Below are 20,064 nucleotides of genomic sequence, written 5' to 3'. Positions count from 1 at the left end.
AACCAGATTATTCTAATGAAAAGAACACAGTTATTCATGCTGATTGCCTTGCTGCTTGGCAATTGCCCTTGTACCTTACAGGCACAAACAGAAAAATGGCAAAACCTTTTTAATGGCAAAGATTTAACCGGATGGAAGCAATTAAACGGTAAAGCAAAATTTGCGGCTATGAATGGTGAAATTGTTGGAACAACAGTTGCCAATGAACCCAATTCTTTTTTGGCAACAGAAAAGGATTATAGTAACTTCATTCTTGAATTTGAAGTGCTTGTAGACAACACGGTAAATTCAGGGGTTCAGTTCAGAAGCCAAAGCAACGCTCAATATAAAAACGGGCGGGTTCATGGTTACCAGGTAGAGATAGACCCGTCAGACAGGGCCTGGAGCGGCGGTATATATGATGAAGCCCGCCGTGGGTGGCTGTATCCGTTAGATATCAACCCTGTTGGTAAAACCGCATTTAAGAAAGGTGAGTGGAATAAATACCGTGTTGAATGTATGGACAATACGGTTAGAACCTGGATAAACGGTATTCCAACTGCAAATCTGGTCGATACCATAACGCATTCAGGCTTTATTGCTTTGCAGGTGCATGCTATTGGTAAGAACGATGTGCCCGGTAAGCAGATCCGTTGGCGAAACATCCGCATTCAGACAACAAACCTTAAGCCATCAAAACCCGATAATATTTATGTGGTGAACCTGGTTCCGAATAATCTGTCGGAGCAGGAGAAAGCCCAGGGCTATTCATTATTATGGGATGGTAAAACCACTAAAGGTTGGGTTGGCGCTTATAAAACCACCTTCCCGGATCATGGCTGGACTATTAAAGACGGCGTATTGACTGTAGAACGATCCAATGGAGCAGAATCAACAAATGGCGGAGATATTGTAACTGTGAATGAGTACGGCGCCTTTGAATTGAAGTTTGATTTTAAGCTTACAGAAGGCGCTAATAGCGGAGTTAAATACTTTGTAACGCTAACAGAGCATAACAAAGGTTCAGCTATTGGCATGGAATATCAGATACTTGACGATGAAAGACATCCGGATGCCAAACTGGGAAAAAATGGTAATCGTACCCTAGCTTCGCTTTATGACCTGATTGCGAGCAAAAAAATTCCCGCCGCCCAACGAAAAATTGGCGAATGGAACAAAGGACTGATCCGGGTATATCCTGATAATAAGATAGAATATTGGCTGAATGGATTCAAGGTTGTAGAATTTACCAGGGGATCGCCGGAGTTTAAGGCGCTTGTTGCGGAAAGTAAGTACAAGAATTGGAAAGACTTTGGTATGGCGCCTAAAGGCCATATCCTGCTGCAGGATCACGGCGATCAGGTATCGTTTAGAAGTATAAAAATAAAACAATTCTAAAATTATAAGCTCATTGATCATGATAGAATCAAGAAGAAAGTTTATAAAGCAAACTACCATTGCGGCGGCAGGTACTTACCTGGGAACAATGGGGCTTAGCGCTAAAAGCTACGCCCGGATACTGGGGGCTAATGACCGTGTGCAGGTTGGAGTAGTAGGCTTTTCAGACAGGTTTAAAACCTCCCTTTTTCCGGCCTTTTTAGCCAGTAATAAAGAGCTGAACTTTGATATTGTCGCGGTTTCTGATATATGGAAATACCGGAGAGAGCTGGGGCAGGCTTATTTAAAAGAGAAAATGGCGCATGAGGTTAAAGCCTGTGTCAATAATGATGAGCTTTATCGCCTGAAAGACCTGGATGCTGTTATAATCAGTACAGCGGATTTTCAGCATGCATTACACGCTATTGAGGCCGTGCGGGCTGGATGCGATGCCTACGTGGAAAAGCCTTTTGCCGAAACTATGGAAGATAACTGGGCCGCGTTAAAAGCCGTGAGGGCAACAGATCGCATTGTACAGATCGGGTCGCAGAGGCGAAGCGGTGCTAATTATCATGCAGCCAATGAATTTATTAAGGCAGGTAAATTTGGTGATATAACTATGGTTGAGCTTACCTGGAATGTAAACCAGCCGGGGCGATGGAGAAGGCCTGAACTGGTGGCAAAATGTAAGGAGCAGGATACCGACTGGAAACGATTTTTAATGAACCGTCCGTATGAAGCCTGGGATCCAAGAAAATACCTCGAATACCGTTTATTCTGGCCATATTCATCCGGTATGCCCGGTCAGTGGATGAGCCATCAGATAGATACGGTACATTGGTTTACCGGCTTAAAGCATCCCCGAAGCGTAGTAGCCAATGGTGGCATCTATCAATGGAAAGATGGACGGAGAAACTGGGATACTACGACCGCTGTGTTTGATTATGGCCCTGCTGATGAACCGGATAAAGGCTTCCAGGTAGTGTTCAGCTCACGTATGCACAACGGAGACGAAAGGCCGGCAGAAATATATTATTCGAACGGAGGCGAGCTGAACCTGATCACCAATAAGGTATCGCCGGCAGGTGGATTACAGGAAAGATTTGCAGCACCTATGCACATGAAAGCTAATTTGTTGCCCGAAGTAAGTCTGGCAGATAAATCTGTACGGGCAGTAGCCTCGGCCAATACCGGCGCCGATGTACTTACGGTCAATCACATGCGCAATTGGATGGAATGTGTAAGAAGCCGGAAGCAGCCCAATGCTCCGGTAGAAGCAGGTTATTACCATTCTATAGCTAATATCATGACGAATGCAGCGGTAAGAACAGGCTATAAGGCTACGTTTGATGAACAAAAGCAGGAGGTAATGGCTGATGGTAAAGTCTTTAAATATTAATTCTTTCTGTAAGTAACTATCTAAGAATAAAATATTTACATCTCTCCTGTACGTACAGAGCCGCATAGGCGTCAAGTTAATTTTAGGAATTTACTATCTCTTTCCCCGGCCTGTCTCCCGACAGGCCGGAACGAATAATGTTGGTCTGTCGGGGGACAGACCAAGGAGTGGAGAACTCAGGTTGCATTAATAAAAAAAGGCTGCTCCGAAGAACAGCCTCTTTTATTTTTAGTTTACTTTTATGACCAGAGTTTCTCCGGGTAAACACCATCGGCAACCAGCTTGCTGATGCTTGCCTGTACAATAGGCTTGTCTTCCTTATAGGTTACGCCAAACCATTTTGAGCCGGTAGGTATTACTTTAAACCTGGCCTGACCTGTTTTGATCAGCTCATCGGCTACCAGCGGAATAAAAAATTCTGCTTTAGGATTATTCTCATTCTTCTCAACAAATCGTCTGAACATTTCTTCGCTCTGTTTGAAAACAGCGGGAGTAAATCCCCAGAAATTCATCGATACACGGGTATCGGCAGGCAATTCGGTTTCTTCGCCGTTTTCTTTGTAGAAAACCCGTCCGCCATCTTTAAAATAAACCTCGGTACGCTCGTTAACTTCGGTCATATAGCCTTCGCTGTTTACGCTGCATACGCCGCGTGAAACGGAACCATAATCGGATAAGGTACGGTCTATCTGGTAACCAATCAGGGAGTAATTATCGTCGGCTACTTCGGTAGTTAAGAATCTGGCCATTTTTTCAAATGAATCATAACCGTAAAAGTCATCGGCGTTAATTACGCAGAATGGCTCATGTATCTGGTTGCGGGCAGATAATACGGCATGGGCGGTACCCCAGGGTTTTGCCCGTTCTATTTCTTTATCAATGCCAAACGGTTTCAGGTCATAGCTTTGATATACATAATCGGTTTCAATACGGCCTTTCAGCTTAGGCTCAAATATGGCCTTGAAAGGTTCGGCAAATTCTTCCCTGATAATAAAGCTCACCTTGCCAAAACCTGCCTTAATGGCATCGTAAATAGAGTAATCAATAATGGTTTCGCCATTAGGGCCAAAGCCATCAACTTGTTTCATACTTCCGTAGCGGCTGGCCATTCCTGCGGCCAGAATTAATAGGGTTGGTTTCATGCGGGCTAAAATAATAAATACGCGGTGATATTGGTTATAAAAAATGTAGTTGATATTGTTAAAACAGGCTTCGCGACCGGCTTTTCTTGCCGGTAAGCATACCAAACAGGCCCCGCACAATTTCACGGCCAATTTGCCGTGTGATAGGAGCGTTAATTACTTCTTCAAGCACACTTTTCTCATTTCGCGATACTTTGGCTTGCCGGGCAGCTGCTTTGGCTTCTTCCTGCTGTTGCTTCAGGGCGGTATCGGCTTCCAGCTTCTCGTTAATGCGTTGTGTCAGAATATCGTAAGCGCTGCTTGGATCAATTGTTTGCTGGTATTTGGTATATAAACTACTGCCCTGCATCAGCTTCTGGCAATCGGCATCGGCCAAAGGCCCCATAAGGGCCCGTGGCGGTGTAAGGTGTGTAGCGGCCACTTCGGTTGGGATACCTTTTTCGTTTAATACGGTTATTAAAGCCTGTCCGGTACCTAAGGAAGTTAAAACCTTATCAATTTCATAAAATTCTGATTTTGGGTAGGTGCTTACGGTTTTTCTCAATGCCTCGGCATCGTTAGGCGTGAAGGCACGCAGGGCATGCTGAACCCGGTTGCCTAATTGCGCCAGCACGCTGGGCGGTATATCGGTTGGCGCTTGTGTGCAGAAGAATATGCCGATGCCTTTGGAGCGTATCAGCTTGATGATGGTCTCTATCTGCTCTAAAAATGCTTTCGGCGAATCTTTAAACAGCAAATGGGCTTCATCAATGAAAAATACCAGCTTGGGTTTATCCAGGTCGCCAACCTCGGGCATGGTATTAAATAGTTCAACCAGCAGGCTCAGCAAAAAGGTTGAATACAATACGGTCTGGCTCTGCACGTCGGAGATGTTGAGCAAGCTGATCAGTCCCTTGCCATCTACCCGGTCAAACAGATCCTGGATGTCAAAAGATGTTTCGCCGAATATCTGGCCAAGCCCTTGTTGCTCAATGGCTACGATCTTTCGCAAAATGGTTCCTGCTGTTGCGGATGATATGCTGCCGTAACTGTCTTTAATTTCTGCAGCCCCGGGGCCCTCGGACAGGTAGGATACTGTTTTTTTCAGGTCATTCAGGTCGATAAGCGGCAGCTTATTATCATCGGCATATTTAAAAATAACAGCCATTACGCCTGTTTGCGTTTCGTTAAGGTCTAATATTTTTGATAATAATACAGGCCCGAACTCAATGACCGTTGCCCGCATTTGTGCGCCAGTTTTTCCGGACAGGGAATACAGCTCAACGGGAAATCCGTTTGGGGTAAATGTTTTGCCTAATTGCTGTGCCCGTTCTTCCAGCTTGGGATTGCTTGTTCCCGGCTGGTTTAGCCCTGAAAGATCGCCTTTTACATCCAGCATGAACACGGGTACACCGGCATCCGACAATTGTTCGGCAATAAGCTGCAAGGTACGTGTTTTGCCTGTACCTGTTGCCCCGGCAATCAGTCCATGCCGGTTCATCATCCTTAATGGGAGATTGATCTCGGCCGGAGCAATGATCTGGCCATCCAGGATACCGGCGCCCAGATAAATGAAGGCGCCCTGCGGGCTATATGATGAATTGATTTTTTCGGTAAAAAGTGCCTGTTTATCCATAATTATGTAGTGTTATTAGCAGGTGCGCTCTCTGCTGCATCTGCTGATTTATGTATTGTGAATTTACAAATAGCTGGGCCTGAATTTACAAATAGCGGCTAAAAAACAAAAAAGAAGATGGTATAATTTTCTATTTTCGGCCGGAAAAATGGGAGCGTCTATCCTTTAGTGAATCATTGATCTTTGTGTTAATAGCTTCCTTCAGCTCTGCTCGTTAAGCTCTTTGAAATCATTAAGAATCGATGAATATTTATTTTGTTCTGCTCAACAAATTCCGGCTTTACTGTTACACTTATCATTGTTTGTCTATTTTAGCTTATCTGTACGTTTTTAGATTTTAATATTATAGTTCCTTTTCCTGTTATTAAAAGAACTCCAATCCAGGTAGCGCTAAGTTCCGGCTTGGCACCAGTACAGTTTCAGAAGTTCGGTTTCAGCACATATTTATCGTAGAACCTGAAGATATGTTCGGTGGCTGCTTCGGCGGTATCTACCATCCGGAACAGGTTCATATCGTCGGGACTGATGTTATTTGCCCGGAGCATGTGATCGCTGATCCAGGAAAACAGGCCGCCCCAGTATTCGGTTCCCACCAGCACAATGGGGAAGCGGGCAACTTTACCGGTCTGGATCAGGGTGATAGCCTCGAACAACTCGTCTAATGTTCCAAAACCTCCCGGAAGGACAATAAATCCCTGGGAGTATTTCATAAACATTACCTTCCTGACGAAAAAATAATCGAATTTCATCAGCTTATCCCGGTCAATGTATTTATTATGAAACTCCTCGAACGGAAGATCGATATTCAGTCCCACCGACTTACCGCCGGCTTCGTAAGCGCCTTTATTGGCCGCTTCCATAATACCGGGGCCACCGCCCGAGATCACGCCAAACCCGTGATTGGTTAATCGTGCAGCAATATCTACGGTCAGGTTGTAATATTTATGGTCACTGGTGGTCCGTGCCGATCCGAAAATGGAAACACAAGGACCTATTTTAGCCAGTTTTTCAAAGCCGTCAACAAACTCGGCCATGATCTTAAATATCTGCCAGGAGTCGGTTACCTTAATTTCATGCCAGTTTTTATGATCAAAAGCTCTTCGTATCTTTTCTTCGCCAGTCATATATCCTTTATTCTAATATTCTAAGATTAAAATTTGGTTTGCGCATCGGTTTTTTTGCTGATGAGTAATAAGCCTAAAAACGTTATCAGGCCATTGATCAGGATCAGTTCTACGCTAAAAACATAACCACCCAATAATTTGGCTGAATATGCAGCTAACAAATAACATAAAACGGGTGATAAAATACATATAACAGGTACCCATTTATCATGCAGGCCACGTTTATTTACAAATAAGCCAAAGCTGTAAAGCCCCAAAAGCGGCCCGTATGTATACGATGCAATGGTGAAGATCAGGCTCACTACCGATGAGCTGTTTAAGGCATTGATGATAACAATGACCAAAAACATCAAAATTGAGAAAACAACGTGCACGGTATGGCGTGTTTTTACTGCTTTAGCCGAGTTAGGGTCGGCAGCCTTATCCATGTGTAAAAAATCTACACAAAATGAGGTTGTTAATGCTGTCAATGCCGAATCGGTTGTGGCAAAAGTGGCTGCCGTTAAGCCTAACATAAAAATAATTGCCGGTACTGTCCCTAAATAATTAAGTGCAATTTCCGGGAAAAGTAAGTCGGTGCGTGGTTTGTTGGTGATGTGATCCAGGGGGATATCAATGCCGTTTTTGGCAGCGTATATGTAAAGCAAGGCGCCAACGCTTAAAAAGAAAATATTTAAAATAACAAACACACCAGTAAAAGTGAACATGTTTTTTTGGGCTTCTTTTATGGTTTGCATGCTTAAGTTTTTCTGCATGAGATCCTGGTCAAGACCCGTCATGGCAATGGTAACAAAAATGCCCCCGATAAATTGCTTGCTGAAATGGAATTTGCTTGTCAAAACATCTTCAAAAAAGAAAATTTTAGAATAGCTGCTGTTCTTTACATTTTCAAAGGCTTGCAGCATGCTGAGGTCTAAACTGCTGCAAATAAAGTATATGGTTAAAAAAACCGATAAAACCAGGAAGAAAGTTTGCAGGGTATCGGTAATAATAATGGTTTTTAAACCGCCTTTAAACGTGTACGACCATATTAGGCCTAATGAGATCAACACTGTTAGCCAGAACGGAACGCCGTAGCTGTCAAAAATAAAACGCTGTAATACAATTACAACTAAGTATAACCGTGTTGCAGAGCCTAATGTACGGCTCAATAAAAAAATTGAAGCGGCGGTTTTATAGCTGTAAAATCCCAGCCGTTTTTCAATATAGCTGTAAATAGAGGTTAAACGCATGCGGTAATACAGCGGCAGTAAAACCGTAGCAATGACAATAAAGCCAACCGCATTGCCTAAAATGAACTGGAAATACTGAAACTGGTTGCCTGCGGGTGCTCCAACTTCGCCCGGAACGGAAATGAATGTCACTCCCGATAATGCTGTACCGATCATTCCAAAAGCTACCAGATACCATTTGGAATTGCGGTTGGCGATAAAAAATGCCGAATTATCGGATGACTTGCGGGATGTTAGCCACGAGATGAGAATAAGTATAACAAAGTATCCTAAAATAAAAGCTAATAATACAGCAGGCGACATGTTTATTAAGTTAAAAGTAGAAAGTTAAAAGTAAAAAAGGCCGAATACAAGGGCAATTGATATATTCAGTTAGCATGATGCTGAATTTTAAACATGTTCTAAATCAGGTTGATATTTTATGATCATTTCTCACCATTATGAACCTCACAGGTTTTTACTTTTAACTTTTGAATTAGCCCTTTATCCATCCGTTAGCTATCATCCAGTTTTTGCAATGGTCAAACCATTTGTCGGGCGTGGTTGTGTTGTTTAATCCAAACCCGTGACCGCCTTTGGGGTAAATATGTATTTCGGCAGGAACGTGATTTTTGACCAGGTTCTCATAAAAGTAAAGGCTGTTAAAAACTTTTACCGTTTTGTCATCTTCGGCATGCACCATAAAGGTTGGCGGTGTTTGTGCGGTAATCTGCAGCTCGTTGGAATATAGCTTTATTTTTTCGGGAGTTGGATTTGTACCCAGCAGCCTGTCTCTTGAACCTTTATGCATCAGGGTATCTGCAAAACTGATAACCGGGTACATCAGTATCATAAAATCGGGGCGCAGGTTGGTATTTTCCTTGTTCCCGATAACCGGCATATTAAAATGTGTACCCGCGGTAGATGCCAGGTGCCCACCGGCAGAAAAACCCATAATGCCTACCTTTCCGGTATCAATATTCCACTCTTTGGCATGCATGCGTACCAGCTTAATAGCCTGTTGCGCATCCTGTAAAGGGCCTATTTCTTTGTTTTGCATGATCTTATCGCTGGGCAGGCGATATTTCAATACAAAAGCCGCTACACCAAGTTTGTTGAAAGCTTCGGCTACGTCATAGCCCTCATGACCAACAGCTAAGCGGGCGTAACCACCACCGGGGCATATTACCACGGCTGTTCCATTTGCTTTAGCTTTATTCGGAAGGTATGCTGTTAATGTTGGAATAGAGACATCGCTGATACGGATAGCTTTATTTTTATCAATATCCGTTTTTTCTTCATTCGGACCGGCTATAGCGTTGGGAACCGTTTGATAGAGCGGTATAACTTTTTGAGCTGAACTGCCAAGACTGATCATACAGAGTGCAATAATTAAATTTAGTTTCATAAATTCAGATTTAAGATATGAGCTATTGGATTTAAGACATGAAGCTGCATTTATCGGCTTAAGTCTCATTCTTTTCATCACAATGCGTATGCAATATCTTGTTTTTACACGAACAATTCCATAAAAACTTAAAATTCGTTTTTCACGCAGAGCCCGCAGAGGGTTTTACGCAAAGTTCGCAAAGAAAGAGCTTGGTATCCTTGGTGTGTCATGCTTAGCGCCCTGGCGAGATCTTTTTCACGCAAAGTTCGCGAAGGTTTACGCAAAGTTCACAAAGAGAAATATATCAGCTTGGCGAGATATTCTTGGCGCCCTTGGCGTGGGACCTAGAGATGTTATAATGACAATGCATAAGAAAAAGCACCAGCCAATAATTTTGCCTAATTTTGTACTATGAATTTTTCTTCGAGGCTGCTTGAAAATGCTGTTGCCGAATTTTCTAAATTACCGGGTGTGGGACAAAAAACTGCCTTACGTTTGGTGCTGCACCTGCTTAACCAATCGCAGGAAGATGTTGAAAAATTCAGTTATGCCTTAACACGGCTGCGCAGTGAGATCAGGTACTGCAAAACCTGCCATAATATTTCAGACCAGCAGGTTTGCGAAATTTGTGCCGCACATAAACGTGATCGTTCTATCATTTGTATTGTAGAAGATACCCGCGATGTGATGGCCATTGAGAATACCAACCAATACAATGGCCTGTATCATGTGCTGGGCGGGCTGATATCGCCCATGGATGGCATCGGGCCAGCTGAACTGACCGTAGACAGCCTGGTTGAGCGTGTGAAAAACGGCGATGTGAAGGAAGTTATCCTGGCACTGAGCGCTACTATGGAGGGCGATACCACGATTTTTTATCTTTATAAAAAGCTAAAGGATATGCCCGTACAAATTACCACTATCGCCCGCGGTATCGCCTTTGGCGGCGAACTGGAGTATGCCGATGAGATCACCCTGGGCCGTTCGATAGTAACCCGGGTTCCGTACGAAAATACTATGGTAAAATAGCTTCCGGCCAATGAGAGCACACCTCGTCTTTATTTTAGCTATTATTTTGTGCATACCGGCTATCGGCCAGGTAAAGATACATTCGCATAACGATTATGCTCACGCACAGCCCTTCTGGGAAGCGTATCATCAGCAGGCTTATTCCATAGAAGCCGATGTGTATGTGGTGGGCGATTCGCTGATGGTAGCGCATAACCGTAAAGATATTACTGCCGGTCACAGCCTGGAGCAAATGTACCTGAAACCGATCGCCGGATTGTTTGCCGGAAACGATCATCACGTAAGTGCGGATAAGCAATACACTTTCCAGCTTATGATAGATTTTAAGGATACCTGGGATCTGGTTTACCCGCTGCTGGTCAAAACATTGCAACCTTATCTCGATTGTTTTGATCCTAAGCGAAATGGTAAGGCGGTATCCATTGTGATAAGCGGAAACCGTTTACCGGATTCGGCGTTTCATACCTTGCCTTCGTTTATCCGTTTAGACGGATTGCCATTTAGAAATTATGTCTCCCGTGATTTACGTAAAGTAGCCATGATCAGCGATAATTTTAAAACCTATTCCAAATGGAAAGGAGTGGGGATGTTACCTGAGGCAGATAAACAAAAACTTAACGAAGTAATTGAAAACGCACATCGGCAGCATAAGCTGGTACGCTTCTGGGGAGCTCCTGACACCGAAGCCACCTGGCGGCAGTTGTATGAGTTAGGTGCTGATATTATCAATACAGATAAAGTTGCATCTTGCAGGCAATTTTTTAATAAGCAGAAATAGCAGAATGAATTTCAAAAACAAGGTAGTAGTTATTACCGGCGCATCGTCGGGGATTGGTAAGGCTTGCGCCGAAGAATTTGCAAAACGCGGAGCTAATATAGTTTTAGGCGCCCGGCAATATGTATCGCTTTGCGAGATAACCCGCGACATAGAAAGCCGTTATGATATAAAAGCTGTTGCCGTGCAATGCGATGTGACGAAGGAAGAAGAATGTGAGCACCTGATCAAACAGGCACTGCTTACGTTTAACCGTATTGATGTGCTGATCAACAATGCCGGTATCAGTATGCGGGCACTATTTAAAGACCTGGATTTACAGGTGTTGAAAAACTTAATGGATGTGAACTTCTGGGGTGCGGTATATTGTACCAAATACGCGTTACCCGAATTGCTGAAAAATTCAGGCTCGGTTGTCGGAGTGTCGTCTATAGCCGGTTACCGCGGCTTGCCCGGCAGAACGGGCTATTCGGCATCTAAATTTGCTTTAAATGGCTTTTTAGAGTCGCTCCGGGTAGAAAACCTGAAAACAGGCTTGCATGTTATGGTTGCCGCTCCCGGGTTTACAGCATCGAATATTCGCAATACGGCGTTAGCTAAGGATGGTTCTGTACAGGGCGAGAGCAGCATGGACGAAGGTAAAATGATGACCGCCGAAGAAGTTGCAGCTATCATTGCGGATGGCATTACCCAGCGTAAGCGCACCGTAGTAATGACTACGCAGGGAAAGCTGGCAGTATTGATGAATAAGCTTGTGCCCGGATGGGTAGACAAACAGGTTTACAAGCTGTTTGCCCGCGAAAAAGATCCGCTGATAAGGTAGGAAAAGCGGAAGGTTTAAGGCGTAAAGGAGCTAATGGCTTATGGTTCATAGCCTTATAGTCCGAAAGTCGGGAAAGTCGGGAAAGTCGGGAAGTCCGGGAAGTCCGGGAAGTCCGGAAGTCAGAAAAGACCAAAAGTAGAAACCATCGTGAAAACCTTAAATCATAGCGAAACCCCTCTTTTCCAGGGAATAAAATCATCCTGCCCCAGCTTCATGGCTTTTACTTCCTGCTCGCCGCTGGCCACCCGGATAATAGTTTCCAGGATATGCTCTGCAACCTGCTCAATGCTTTCAATCCCGTCAATTATCGTCCCGCAATCAATGTCAATAATGTCGGGCATCCGCTTATACAGGCTGGTATTGGTAGACAGCTTGAGTACTGGCGTTATCGGGTTTCCGGTGGGCGTGCCCAATCCGGTTGTAAACAAAACAATATTGGCTCCGGCGGCCACTTCGGCAGTGGTACTTTCTACATCATTCCCGGGAGTGCATAGCAGGCTGAGTCCGGGTTGGGTTACCTTTTCAGGATAGTCAAGCACATCGACAATGGGGGATGTTCCGCCTTTTTTTGCCGCCCCGGCAGATTTAATGGCATCGGTAATCAGACCGTCGCGTACATTACCCGGCGATGGATTGGCATAAAAACCTGAGCCGGTCTCTTCCGCCCGTTTGTTATAGGTTTTCATCAGGTCTGTAAACCTGTTGGCCAGATCCTCGCTGATGCACCGGTCGCTAAGTTCCTGCTCTACACCGCAGAGTTCAGGAAACTCAGAGAGAATAACAGAAGCGCCCAGCGAAACCAGCAGATCGGAGGCATAGCCCACCGCCGGGTTAGCTGAGATTCCCGAAAAGCCATCAGAGCCACCGCATTCCAGCCCAACGCATAACCTGGATAATGGAGCCGGTTTCCGTTCTGTCCGGTTGGCTTCCATCAGTCCGGTAAACGTTCGCTTAATGGCCTTTTGTAAAAGCTGTTTTTCAGTGCCTTCGGCCTGTTGCTCCAGCACAACCAGGGGCTTGCTAAAACCGGGGTCGCGTTTTTTGATCTCCTTTTTCAGAATGCTGGCCTGTGCGTGTTGGCATCCCAGGCTGAGCACAGTAGCGCCTGCAACGTTGGGATGGGTAATGTACCCGGCCAGCAATCCGCACAAAGCGTCCGAATCGAGGCGTGTTCCGCCGCAGCCCATTTCGTGGGTAAGGAACTTTATGCCATCAATATTTGGAAACAGGCGATTCGGGTTGTTCTCCACATAAACATCCTGCAGGTCTGCGTTCAGTATTTCATCGGCAGATCTTCCGGCACGGTACATTGCAACAATATTATCTACGGCAGTTTCGTATTCCGAGTATTTTTGATACCCCAGCTTGCCCAGCAACGCAGATTGTAGTACCCTGATGTTGCGGTTCTCGCAAAAAACCAGGGGAATAACCAGCCAGTAATTGGCTGTACCTACAGCGCCGTTTGCCCGGTGAAAGCCCATAAAGTGCCGGTTCTGCCACTTGCTTACATCAGGTTTTGTCCATTGCAGGTTACGCTCTTTTACAGCATAATCGTTGGTGGCATGCACAATATTCTGAGTGGTAAGCAAGCCTCCGGAAGGAATATCGGCCGTAGCTCTGCCCACCAAAACACCGTACATGTATATATTATCGCCCGCAGCAAACGGCTTAATAGCAAATTTATGTTTGGCTGAAACATCGTTTACCAGCGAGAAAGTATATCCGTTAAACGTGATAAGCGTATTCTCAGGCAGATCTCTTAGGGCAACCAGCACATTATCTTTCGGATGTATTTGTAGGTAGCTGTTAATGTCTGTATCAATTGTTGACATGTGTTGTGATACGTTTAGTAATAATGATCTATAATAGTCCGTATATTATTATTTCAGGGGCTGTTTAACCCGCTGCTGAAATGGAATAACCGGTACTACAAATAAAGGCCTCTTTGCTATTTCTCTTTTATTTTCTATTTGCAATGTTGTAAGCTATATTGGCAAGGCAGCCGGATTTTATCTGATTTTTACATTTTACTAAGCTGGATTAGCATTTATTTCCTTTTAAAGGTTTTATAAGCTATATTGGCATAAAAACCAATTATTAGTGTAATTTAAAGAATATTTAGTTGAATGAAGCCACAATTATTAAAGGTTTCCACAGGGCCTGCTCAATCGTTTAGCGTACGTCAGGATTTAGTGCCTTATATCAACAATCACTGGCATTATCATCCCGAAGTAGAATTGATCCATTTTAATAAGGGGAAGGGAACGCAATTTGTTGGCGATAGCATCAAACGGTTCCAAACCGGCGATGTGGTGCTTATCGGCGCACAGCTGCCGCACTTCTGGCGGTTTGATGATAATTACTTTGCACACGATTCTACCTGCCAGGCCGATGTGCGGGTAGCCCATTTTAACGAAAACTTCTGGGGCGACCAGTTTCTTAATCTTCCTGAAAATAAAACCATAAAAGCCGTATTGGAAAAGGCAAAACGGGGAATAAAGGTGAACGGCAGCTGTAAAAAGACAATTTCTGTGCTGCTTGAAAAAATGCTGCAGGCCGAAGGCAGCGAACGGATCGTTATTTTAATTCAGGCGTTAACCGAGCTGGCCAACAGTAACCAGATCACTATACTTTCATCCATTGGTTTCAGGCATGATTTTGAGGAAGCCGAAAAAGACCGCATCAACGATATTTATAATTATACGCTATCTAATTTTAAACGTAAAATCAATCTGGAAGAGATAGCCGCCGTAGCCAAAGTAAGCCCCAATTCATTTTGCCGGTATTTTAAATCGCGTACCCGGAAAACCTTTACCCAGTTTTTAATAGAGATCAAAGTAGGTCATGCCTGTAAATTATTGATAGAAAATAAGCTGAGTATCAAGCAGCTGTGCTATGAAAGCGGCTTTAATAACTTTGCCAGCTTTCATAAGTATTTTAAGATCATAACCGGTAAAAGTCCGCTGATGTATCAAAAAGACTTTCTGAATAATAAGAAAGAGCTATGATTAAGAACATGTTTAAATTTTATCGGGTAAACGCTTGTTATTGCTGCCGGTGTCTCCACCGGTCATTCTGAAGAGATATGATTAGACCGAAATCCAATATAGCTTAATCATTTGGTAAAATCGTACATTTTTGATTGCAGGCAAGCGCTTTATTTGCATAGTAATTTATTAACCAAGAAAGCATCAATTGTAAACCGAGCCATGCCTAAGAACAAGTATTTATTTGCCCTGATATTAGTTACGTCCTTATTTTTCCTTTGGGCGTTTTTGCACAATATCAATCCCATACTCATACCGCACCTGAAAAAAGCCTGCCAGCTAAGCGATACACAATCATCGTTAATTGATATGTCTGTTTATATGGCTTATTTTATAATTGCCGTTCCGGCAGGCCTGTTTATGCACCGTTTCGGGTATAAAAAGGGCATTATTATCGGACTGGTGCTGTATGCCATCGGTGCATTTCTGTTTATTCCGGCGGCATCCGACAGAAGCTATATGTTTTTTTTAGCGGCTTTATTTGTTATTGCCAGTGGGGCCACTTTTTTAGAGGCGGTAGCCAACCCGTATATTACCGTGTTAGGTCCGCGGGATTCCGCAGCCCAGCGGCTCAACTTCGCTCAATCGTTTAACGGACTCGGCTCTTTTATAGCGCCTATTATTGGTGGCCGGTTCATTTTATCGGGAATTGAACATTCGGCGCAGGAGCTGAACGCTATGCCCGCCGCACAGATGAACGCTTATCTTCAGTCAGAAGCTGACACCGTTAAAATACCTTACCTGGTTATTGGTTTGGGCGTAGTTTTGCTGATTGGTTTGTTCCTGTTTACGCATATTCCCGATGTAAAATCAGATGATGACAGTACGGATACACATTCGCCCGGAACGGATTTTTCGATAAAAGTATTGCGTCATTCACATCTGCGCTGGTCTGTTATCGCCCAGTTTTTCTATGTGGGAGCACAAGTAGGTGTTGGCAGCTTTTTTATCCGCTATGCCAGGTATGTGGCCGATGTCAATGAAAAAGACGCCGCATTTTTGTGGGGCGCCATTGCTATGGTGGGCTTTATGGCCGGCCGGTTTATCGGTACATTTCTGATGCGTTATATCAATCCCGCTAAGCTGCTCAGCCTGTATGCTGCGGTTAATATACTGCTATTGCTTATCGCCTTAAATACTAAAGGCGATGTGGCGTTATATGCCGTTATTGCTGTGCCATTTTTCATGTCGATCATGTACCCCACCATTTTTGCTTTAGGCATTAACGGGCTTGGCGAAGAAACCAAAATAGCCGCTTCATTTCTGGTTATGGCCATAATTGGCGGCGCTATTGCACCGTTTTTGATGGGAATCATATCCGATAAAACCGGAAGCATTCAACTGGCATACAGTGTGCCGTTAATTTGTTTCGGTATTGTGTTATATTATGGTTTAAAAGGACATAAAATCCGTAAGCGTTTTGCAACGGATCTGCCTCTTGAAAACGAAGCGATAAAAGCCTATGCTGAAAATTGATGCGCATCAGCATTTCTGGAAGTTTCACCCGGTAAAAGATGCCTGGATCACCGAAGATATGGGTGTGCTTCGTCAGGATTTTTTGCCGGAGCATTTGCTTCCCCTTTTGCGGCAGAATGGAATGGATGGTTGTGTTGCCGTGCAAGCCGACCAAAGCGAAGCAGAAAACGATTTCCTGCTGGGACTTGCCGCTAAGCATGATTTTATAAAGGGTGTGGTTGGCTGGGTTGATTTGCAGGCGGATAACGTGGCAGAACGGCTTGATTATTATAGTCAATTTAAAAAGATAAAAGGGTTCCGGCATATTTTGCAGGATGCCGCCAACCGGGCCCTTATGCTGCAACCTGGGTTTAAGCGTGGTATCAGCTTGCTGGATAAGTACCGTTTTACCTATGATATCCTGGTTTATCCTGATCAGTTATCCTTCGCTGCCGAACTTGCAAAGTTATTCCCAAATCAACGTTTTGTGCTCGATCATATCGGTAAGCCTTATATTAAAGACGATGAAATTACCCGCTGGGCAGCTGATATTAAGCAATTAGCCGCCTGCGAAAATGTATGGTGTAAAGTATCCGGCTTAGTCACAGAAGCCAGCTGGAAGACATGGCATCAGGATACATTCATCCCGTATTTGGATGTGATAGTTGAATCGTTTGGCATGGATCGTTTAATGTTTGGCTCAGACTGGCCGGTATGCAAGGTGGCGGCAGATTATCACCAGGTAAAAGCAATTGTTGACAGTTACCTTCAACAATTTTCGGTCAACGAACAACAGAAGCTTTTCGGTGGAAATGCTATTGAGTTTTATACGCTATAAACAATCAGGCATAACATCCCTACGGGATAATATAACTTACGAGAATCTACCTTTCTGATACCTTCCTTTCTTTTTAAATAAACTCCTTAGCGGCAAACGCATCAATTTAAACCACATAAAACCCATAAGACATAGGTTAGCATAGAGGTTCTTGAAGCGTAGCTTTAAGCTATGTGCCACTATTGAATGCTAAGATCTTACAGACTATGTTTCTATCCGCCGGTAGTCGGACAAGTTGTGTTTTGATTGATTAGTGCCAATAGTAGAGATATTAGACGCGTCTGCTCTGTTGGTTATTTATTCTTATTTGGATTTAATATAAATAAATATTTTCTTTGCAGCGTTTTTACTCCTTATCAATTAACATTAAAAATGAATATTCATCGATTGCTTTTTACCGGTATTCCAGTAATCCGGAAATCTATGCTATTAAAGAAAAGTATTTATACGATACTATTATTGATTACTTTCAATGTAGTAGTGGCTCAGCAAACGGCCAGCATTAAGGGAAAAGTTACCACGTCAGATGGCCAGCCTGCAGTAGATGTGAGTGTGATTTTAAAGGGAAGTGGTCGGGGGACAATAACCAACACTAACGGCGAATACGAACTGAACAGGATTAAAAAAGGAACGTATACTATTGTAGCTTCGGCCGTTGGTTTAAAACCGGCGCAACAAACGATTACTGTTGACAACCGCAATTCGTATACCGTTAATTTTACACTTGCTGTAAATTCTGAGCAACTGCGGGAAGTGGTTATTTCAGCAAAAAATCTGAATAGAGAAAACAAGGTTGTTGCCAAAATGCCTTTGAAAAACCTGGAAAATCCGCAGGTATATAGCACAGTTTCTTCAGAAATACTGAAACAACAAGGAATTACCACCTACGATGACGCTATGCGGAATATACCCGGCATTGTGCGTACCTGGGAATCTACCGGAAGAACCGGCGACGGCGCTGCCTATTTTGCACTGAGAGGGTTTGATGCGCAACCCGCTTTATACAACGGCCTTCCCGGCTTGGTAAGCGGCAATCTTGATCCGGCAAACGTAGAGGAAATACAGGTAATAAAAGGCCCTTCCGGTACGTTGTTCGGCGGCAGCTTTTACAGCTATGGCGGACTGATCAACACCATTACTAAAAAGCCTTATTTCACCACCGGCGGCGAAATTGCCTATAATTTCGGAAGTTTTGGATTGAACCGTATTACGGCTGATATCAATACTCCCTTAAGCAAAACAGAGAAAATAGCGTTGCGTATCAATACCGCTTTCCACCAGGAAAACAGTTTCCAGGATGCCGGTTTTAAAAAATCGTTTTTTATAGCGCCGTCTTTGGTATACGAAGTAAATGATCGGTTATCGTTCCATTTTAATACCGAAATTTTGCAGGAAGAAAGAGCTGTGGCACCGGTATTTTTCCATTCAGACCGGGTTAATCCATTGCCTTACAAAAACCTGAAAGAGCTGAATCTTGACAACAATTTGTCATTTACCAGCAATGACCTTACAATAAAAAATCCCCGGTATAATATGCAGGGACAGATTATATACAAATTATCTGACCAATGGACTTCGCAAACGGTTTTCTCGCGATCATCAGCTAAATCAGATGGAATTTACGGCTATATCTGGGATGATAATTCTACCGATGGTTATTTTGAACAATATTTGGGTAATGAACAATCAACTATCAATGCCACTAATATTCAGCAAAACTTTAACGGCGATTTTAAAATCGGAAATCTGAGAAACCGTGTCTTGCTGGGACTTGATTACTACAGTACTAATGTTATTAACAACAGTTCTGGGTCAGAGCTTGCCAGGCATGTAACTCCACAGCAGGCAGAAGGTTACTATATCGATAAATCAACTGGCGATACCCTGGCCGCTCCGGTTTATTTAACCCGGTTCTATGTTGACTCATTGTTAGCTAATGCAGGTGGAATCAATTCCAATGTTACCAATGGCTATTATGGCGCATATATTTCTGATGTGTTTAATGTTACGCCTAAATTGTCTGCCATGGCCAGCATCCGGGCAGATTATTATAAATCCAGGGGAACCGATAATGACTATAGCCAATGGGCATTCTCGCCTAAGTTTGGTTTAGTTTACCAGCCTGTACTGGATAAAGTATCTCTTTTTGCCAGCTATATGAACGCGTTTGTGAACGTATCGCCCGCAACGGTGTATGATAATAATGATAATCCGATTGGCGTAAGATCATTCAAACCCGAACACGCTAATCAATGGGAATACGGTGTGAAAACCAATTTGTTTTCTGATAAGCTGTTTGCTACAGTATCGGTATATGATATCAAAGTAAGCGATCGTGTTACGCCCGATCCGGCTAATCCTAACAACTCCGTTCAGGGCGGCAAAGTGAGCAGTAAAGGTTTTGAATTGGATATCAATGCTAATCCATTTACCGGTTTAAACCTGCTTGCCGGGTACAGCTACAATAAAACAAAAACATTAGCGGGAAACACTACTGATTTTTATTCTGAGCCGGGTAGAAGTCCGGGAGGACAGGGGCCGCAAAACCTGGCTAACTTATGGGCTACGTATACCATTACCAGTGGCGGTCTTAAAAATTTTGGTATAGGATTGGGCGGTAATTATGCCAGTGATTATAAAGTAATTGATAACAGCCAGACAGGTGTTTTCATCCTGCCCAGCTATACCTTACTTAACGGAAGTGTGTTTTATAATTCAGATAAATTCCGGATTACAGTGAATGTAAATAACCTGACAGATGAAGTGTATTACTCCGGTTACTGGTCTGTAAACCCGCAACGGCCTCGCAATTATGTAGTTGGTTTTGCTTATAAGTTTTAATGAGCTAGAGTTATTTTGT

General features: G+C 43.6%; 15 protein-coding genes. 9 read left to right on the top strand and 6 right to left on the bottom strand.

Annotated elements, in window-relative coordinates; translation table 11 throughout:
- Window positions 1-15 precede the first annotated feature (15 nt).
- Together FW774_RS08230 and FW774_RS08225 are read left to right on the top strand one after the other, a co-directional pair.
- On the top strand, window positions 16-1,377 hold the full coding sequence (locus FW774_RS08230) for a DUF1080 domain-containing protein (protein WP_149347683.1): 1,362 nt from the start codon (window positions 16-18) through the stop codon (window positions 1,375-1,377).
- Between the two features lie 19 nt (window positions 1,378-1,396).
- Window positions 1,397-2,755: a Gfo/Idh/MocA family protein gene (locus tag FW774_RS08225; RefSeq protein ID WP_149347682.1), complete on the top strand. Its 1,359-nt coding sequence runs from the start codon at window positions 1,397-1,399 to the stop codon at window positions 2,753-2,755.
- A gap of 239 nt (window positions 2,756-2,994) precedes the next feature.
- Here FW774_RS08225 and FW774_RS08220 read toward each other — a convergent pair whose 3' ends face one another.
- From FW774_RS08220 to FW774_RS08200, 5 genes are all read right to left on the bottom strand, one after another.
- Entirely contained in the window at window positions 2,995-3,897 is a 903-nt protein-coding gene (locus tag FW774_RS08220) for an NDP-sugar synthase (protein ID WP_149347681.1), read from the bottom strand.
- Between the two features lie 58 nt (window positions 3,898-3,955).
- Window positions 3,956-5,512, bottom strand: a complete 1,557-nt coding sequence (locus FW774_RS08215) for a helicase HerA-like domain-containing protein (protein WP_149347680.1) — start codon at window positions 5,510-5,512, stop codon at window positions 3,956-3,958.
- A 419-nt stretch (window positions 5,513-5,931) separates the two neighbouring features.
- Window positions 5,932-6,636, bottom strand: a complete 705-nt coding sequence (locus FW774_RS08210) for a TIGR00730 family Rossman fold protein (RefSeq protein WP_149347679.1) — start codon at window positions 6,634-6,636, stop codon at window positions 5,932-5,934.
- A gap of 26 nt (window positions 6,637-6,662) precedes the next feature.
- Window positions 6,663-8,171: a sodium:solute symporter gene (locus tag FW774_RS08205; protein WP_149347678.1), complete on the bottom strand. Its 1,509-nt coding sequence runs from the start codon at window positions 8,169-8,171 to the stop codon at window positions 6,663-6,665.
- Window positions 8,172-8,343: 172 nt separating this feature from the next.
- A complete protein-coding gene (locus FW774_RS08200; protein WP_149347677.1) occupies window positions 8,344-9,255 on the bottom strand; it encodes an alpha/beta hydrolase in 912 nt (303 codons plus the stop codon).
- A 393-nt stretch (window positions 9,256-9,648) separates the two neighbouring features.
- On the opposite strand from FW774_RS08200, the gene recR reads away from it, so the two are divergent.
- Genes recR through FW774_RS08185 form a run of 3 tightly spaced genes read left to right on the top strand, consistent with a single transcriptional unit; the run spans window position 9,649 to window position 11,864 of the window.
- Window positions 9,649-10,266 (top strand): recombination mediator RecR, encoded by a 618-nt coding sequence (recR, locus tag FW774_RS08195; protein WP_149347676.1) that lies wholly within the window; start codon window positions 9,649-9,651, stop codon window positions 10,264-10,266.
- A 10-nt stretch (window positions 10,267-10,276) separates the two neighbouring features.
- Window positions 10,277-11,044, top strand: coding sequence for a phosphatidylinositol-specific phospholipase C/glycerophosphodiester phosphodiesterase family protein (locus tag FW774_RS08190; RefSeq protein ID WP_149347675.1), 768 nt, complete (start codon window positions 10,277-10,279; stop codon window positions 11,042-11,044).
- A 4-nt stretch (window positions 11,045-11,048) separates the two neighbouring features.
- The gene (locus FW774_RS08185; RefSeq protein ID WP_149347674.1) at window positions 11,049-11,864 is read left to right on the top strand and encodes an SDR family oxidoreductase; all 816 of its coding nucleotides are present in this window, start codon (window positions 11,049-11,051) and stop codon (window positions 11,862-11,864) included.
- A gap of 161 nt (window positions 11,865-12,025) precedes the next feature.
- Here FW774_RS08185 and FW774_RS08180 read toward each other — a convergent pair whose 3' ends face one another.
- Window positions 12,026-13,696, bottom strand: coding sequence for a UxaA family hydrolase (locus tag FW774_RS08180; protein ID WP_149347673.1), 1,671 nt, complete (start codon window positions 13,694-13,696; stop codon window positions 12,026-12,028).
- 294 nt (window positions 13,697-13,990) lie between these two features.
- Between FW774_RS08180 and FW774_RS08175 the strand changes: the two genes are divergently transcribed.
- The 4 genes from FW774_RS08175 (at window position 13,991) to FW774_RS08160 (ending at window position 20,045) form a co-directional block, all read left to right on the top strand.
- Window positions 13,991-14,872: an AraC family transcriptional regulator gene (locus tag FW774_RS08175; RefSeq protein WP_149347672.1), complete on the top strand. Its 882-nt coding sequence runs from the start codon at window positions 13,991-13,993 to the stop codon at window positions 14,870-14,872.
- Window positions 14,873-15,073: 201 nt separating this feature from the next.
- Complete coding sequence (gene fucP / locus FW774_RS08170; RefSeq protein WP_149347671.1) at window positions 15,074-16,387, top strand: L-fucose:H+ symporter permease; 1,314 nt, start codon at window positions 15,074-15,076, stop codon at window positions 16,385-16,387.
- Window positions 16,374-17,204 carry an amidohydrolase family protein gene (locus FW774_RS08165; RefSeq protein ID WP_149347670.1) on the top strand — a complete coding sequence of 277 codons (831 nt, stop codon included), beginning with the start codon at window positions 16,374-16,376 and terminating at the stop codon, window positions 17,202-17,204. The genes fucP and FW774_RS08165 overlap by 14 nt, the downstream gene beginning before the upstream one ends.
- Before the next feature lie 372 nt (window positions 17,205-17,576).
- Window positions 17,577-20,045: a TonB-dependent receptor gene (locus FW774_RS08160; RefSeq protein ID WP_242457769.1), complete on the top strand. Its 2,469-nt coding sequence runs from the start codon at window positions 17,577-17,579 to the stop codon at window positions 20,043-20,045.
- Window positions 20,046-20,064: the final 19 nt, after the last annotated feature.

Origin of the sequence: Pedobacter sp. BS3 (assembly GCF_008274585.1) — a bacterium.
GTDB lineage: Bacteria > Bacteroidota > Bacteroidia > Sphingobacteriales > Sphingobacteriaceae > Hufsiella_A.
This window is presented reverse-complemented; position numbering and strand designations above follow the sequence as displayed.

Bases quoted from the DNA above. Each gene is read 5' to 3' on its own strand.
- FW774_RS08230 (WP_149347683.1), top strand. From the start codon at position 16: ATGAAAAGAACACAGTTATTCATGCTGATTGCCTTGCTGCTTGGCAAT.
- FW774_RS08225 (WP_149347682.1), top strand. From the start codon at position 1,397: ATGATAGAATCAAGAAGAAAGTTTATAAAGCAAACTACCATTGCGGCG.
- FW774_RS08220 (WP_149347681.1), bottom strand. From the start codon at position 3,897: ATGAAACCAACCCTATTAATTCTGGCCGCAGGAATGGCCAGCCGCTAC.
- FW774_RS08215 (WP_149347680.1), bottom strand. From the start codon at position 5,512: ATGGATAAACAGGCACTTTTTACCGAAAAAATCAATTCATCATATAGC.
- FW774_RS08210 (WP_149347679.1), bottom strand. From the start codon at position 6,636: ATGACTGGCGAAGAAAAGATACGAAGAGCTTTTGATCATAAAAACTGG.
- FW774_RS08205 (WP_149347678.1), bottom strand. From the start codon at position 8,171: ATGTCGCCTGCTGTATTATTAGCTTTTATTTTAGGATACTTTGTTATA.
- FW774_RS08200 (WP_149347677.1), bottom strand. From the start codon at position 9,255: ATGAAACTAAATTTAATTATTGCACTCTGTATGATCAGTCTTGGCAGT.
- recR (WP_149347676.1), top strand. From the start codon at position 9,649: ATGAATTTTTCTTCGAGGCTGCTTGAAAATGCTGTTGCCGAATTTTCT.
- FW774_RS08190 (WP_149347675.1), top strand. From the start codon at position 10,277: ATGAGAGCACACCTCGTCTTTATTTTAGCTATTATTTTGTGCATACCG.
- FW774_RS08185 (WP_149347674.1), top strand. From the start codon at position 11,049: ATGAATTTCAAAAACAAGGTAGTAGTTATTACCGGCGCATCGTCGGGG.
- FW774_RS08180 (WP_149347673.1), bottom strand. From the start codon at position 13,696: ATGTCAACAATTGATACAGACATTAACAGCTACCTACAAATACATCCG.
- FW774_RS08175 (WP_149347672.1), top strand. From the start codon at position 13,991: ATGAAGCCACAATTATTAAAGGTTTCCACAGGGCCTGCTCAATCGTTT.
- fucP (WP_149347671.1), top strand. From the start codon at position 15,074: ATGCCTAAGAACAAGTATTTATTTGCCCTGATATTAGTTACGTCCTTA.
- FW774_RS08165 (WP_149347670.1), top strand. From the start codon at position 16,374: ATGCTGAAAATTGATGCGCATCAGCATTTCTGGAAGTTTCACCCGGTA.
- FW774_RS08160 (WP_242457769.1), top strand. From the start codon at position 17,577: ATGAATATTCATCGATTGCTTTTTACCGGTATTCCAGTAATCCGGAAA.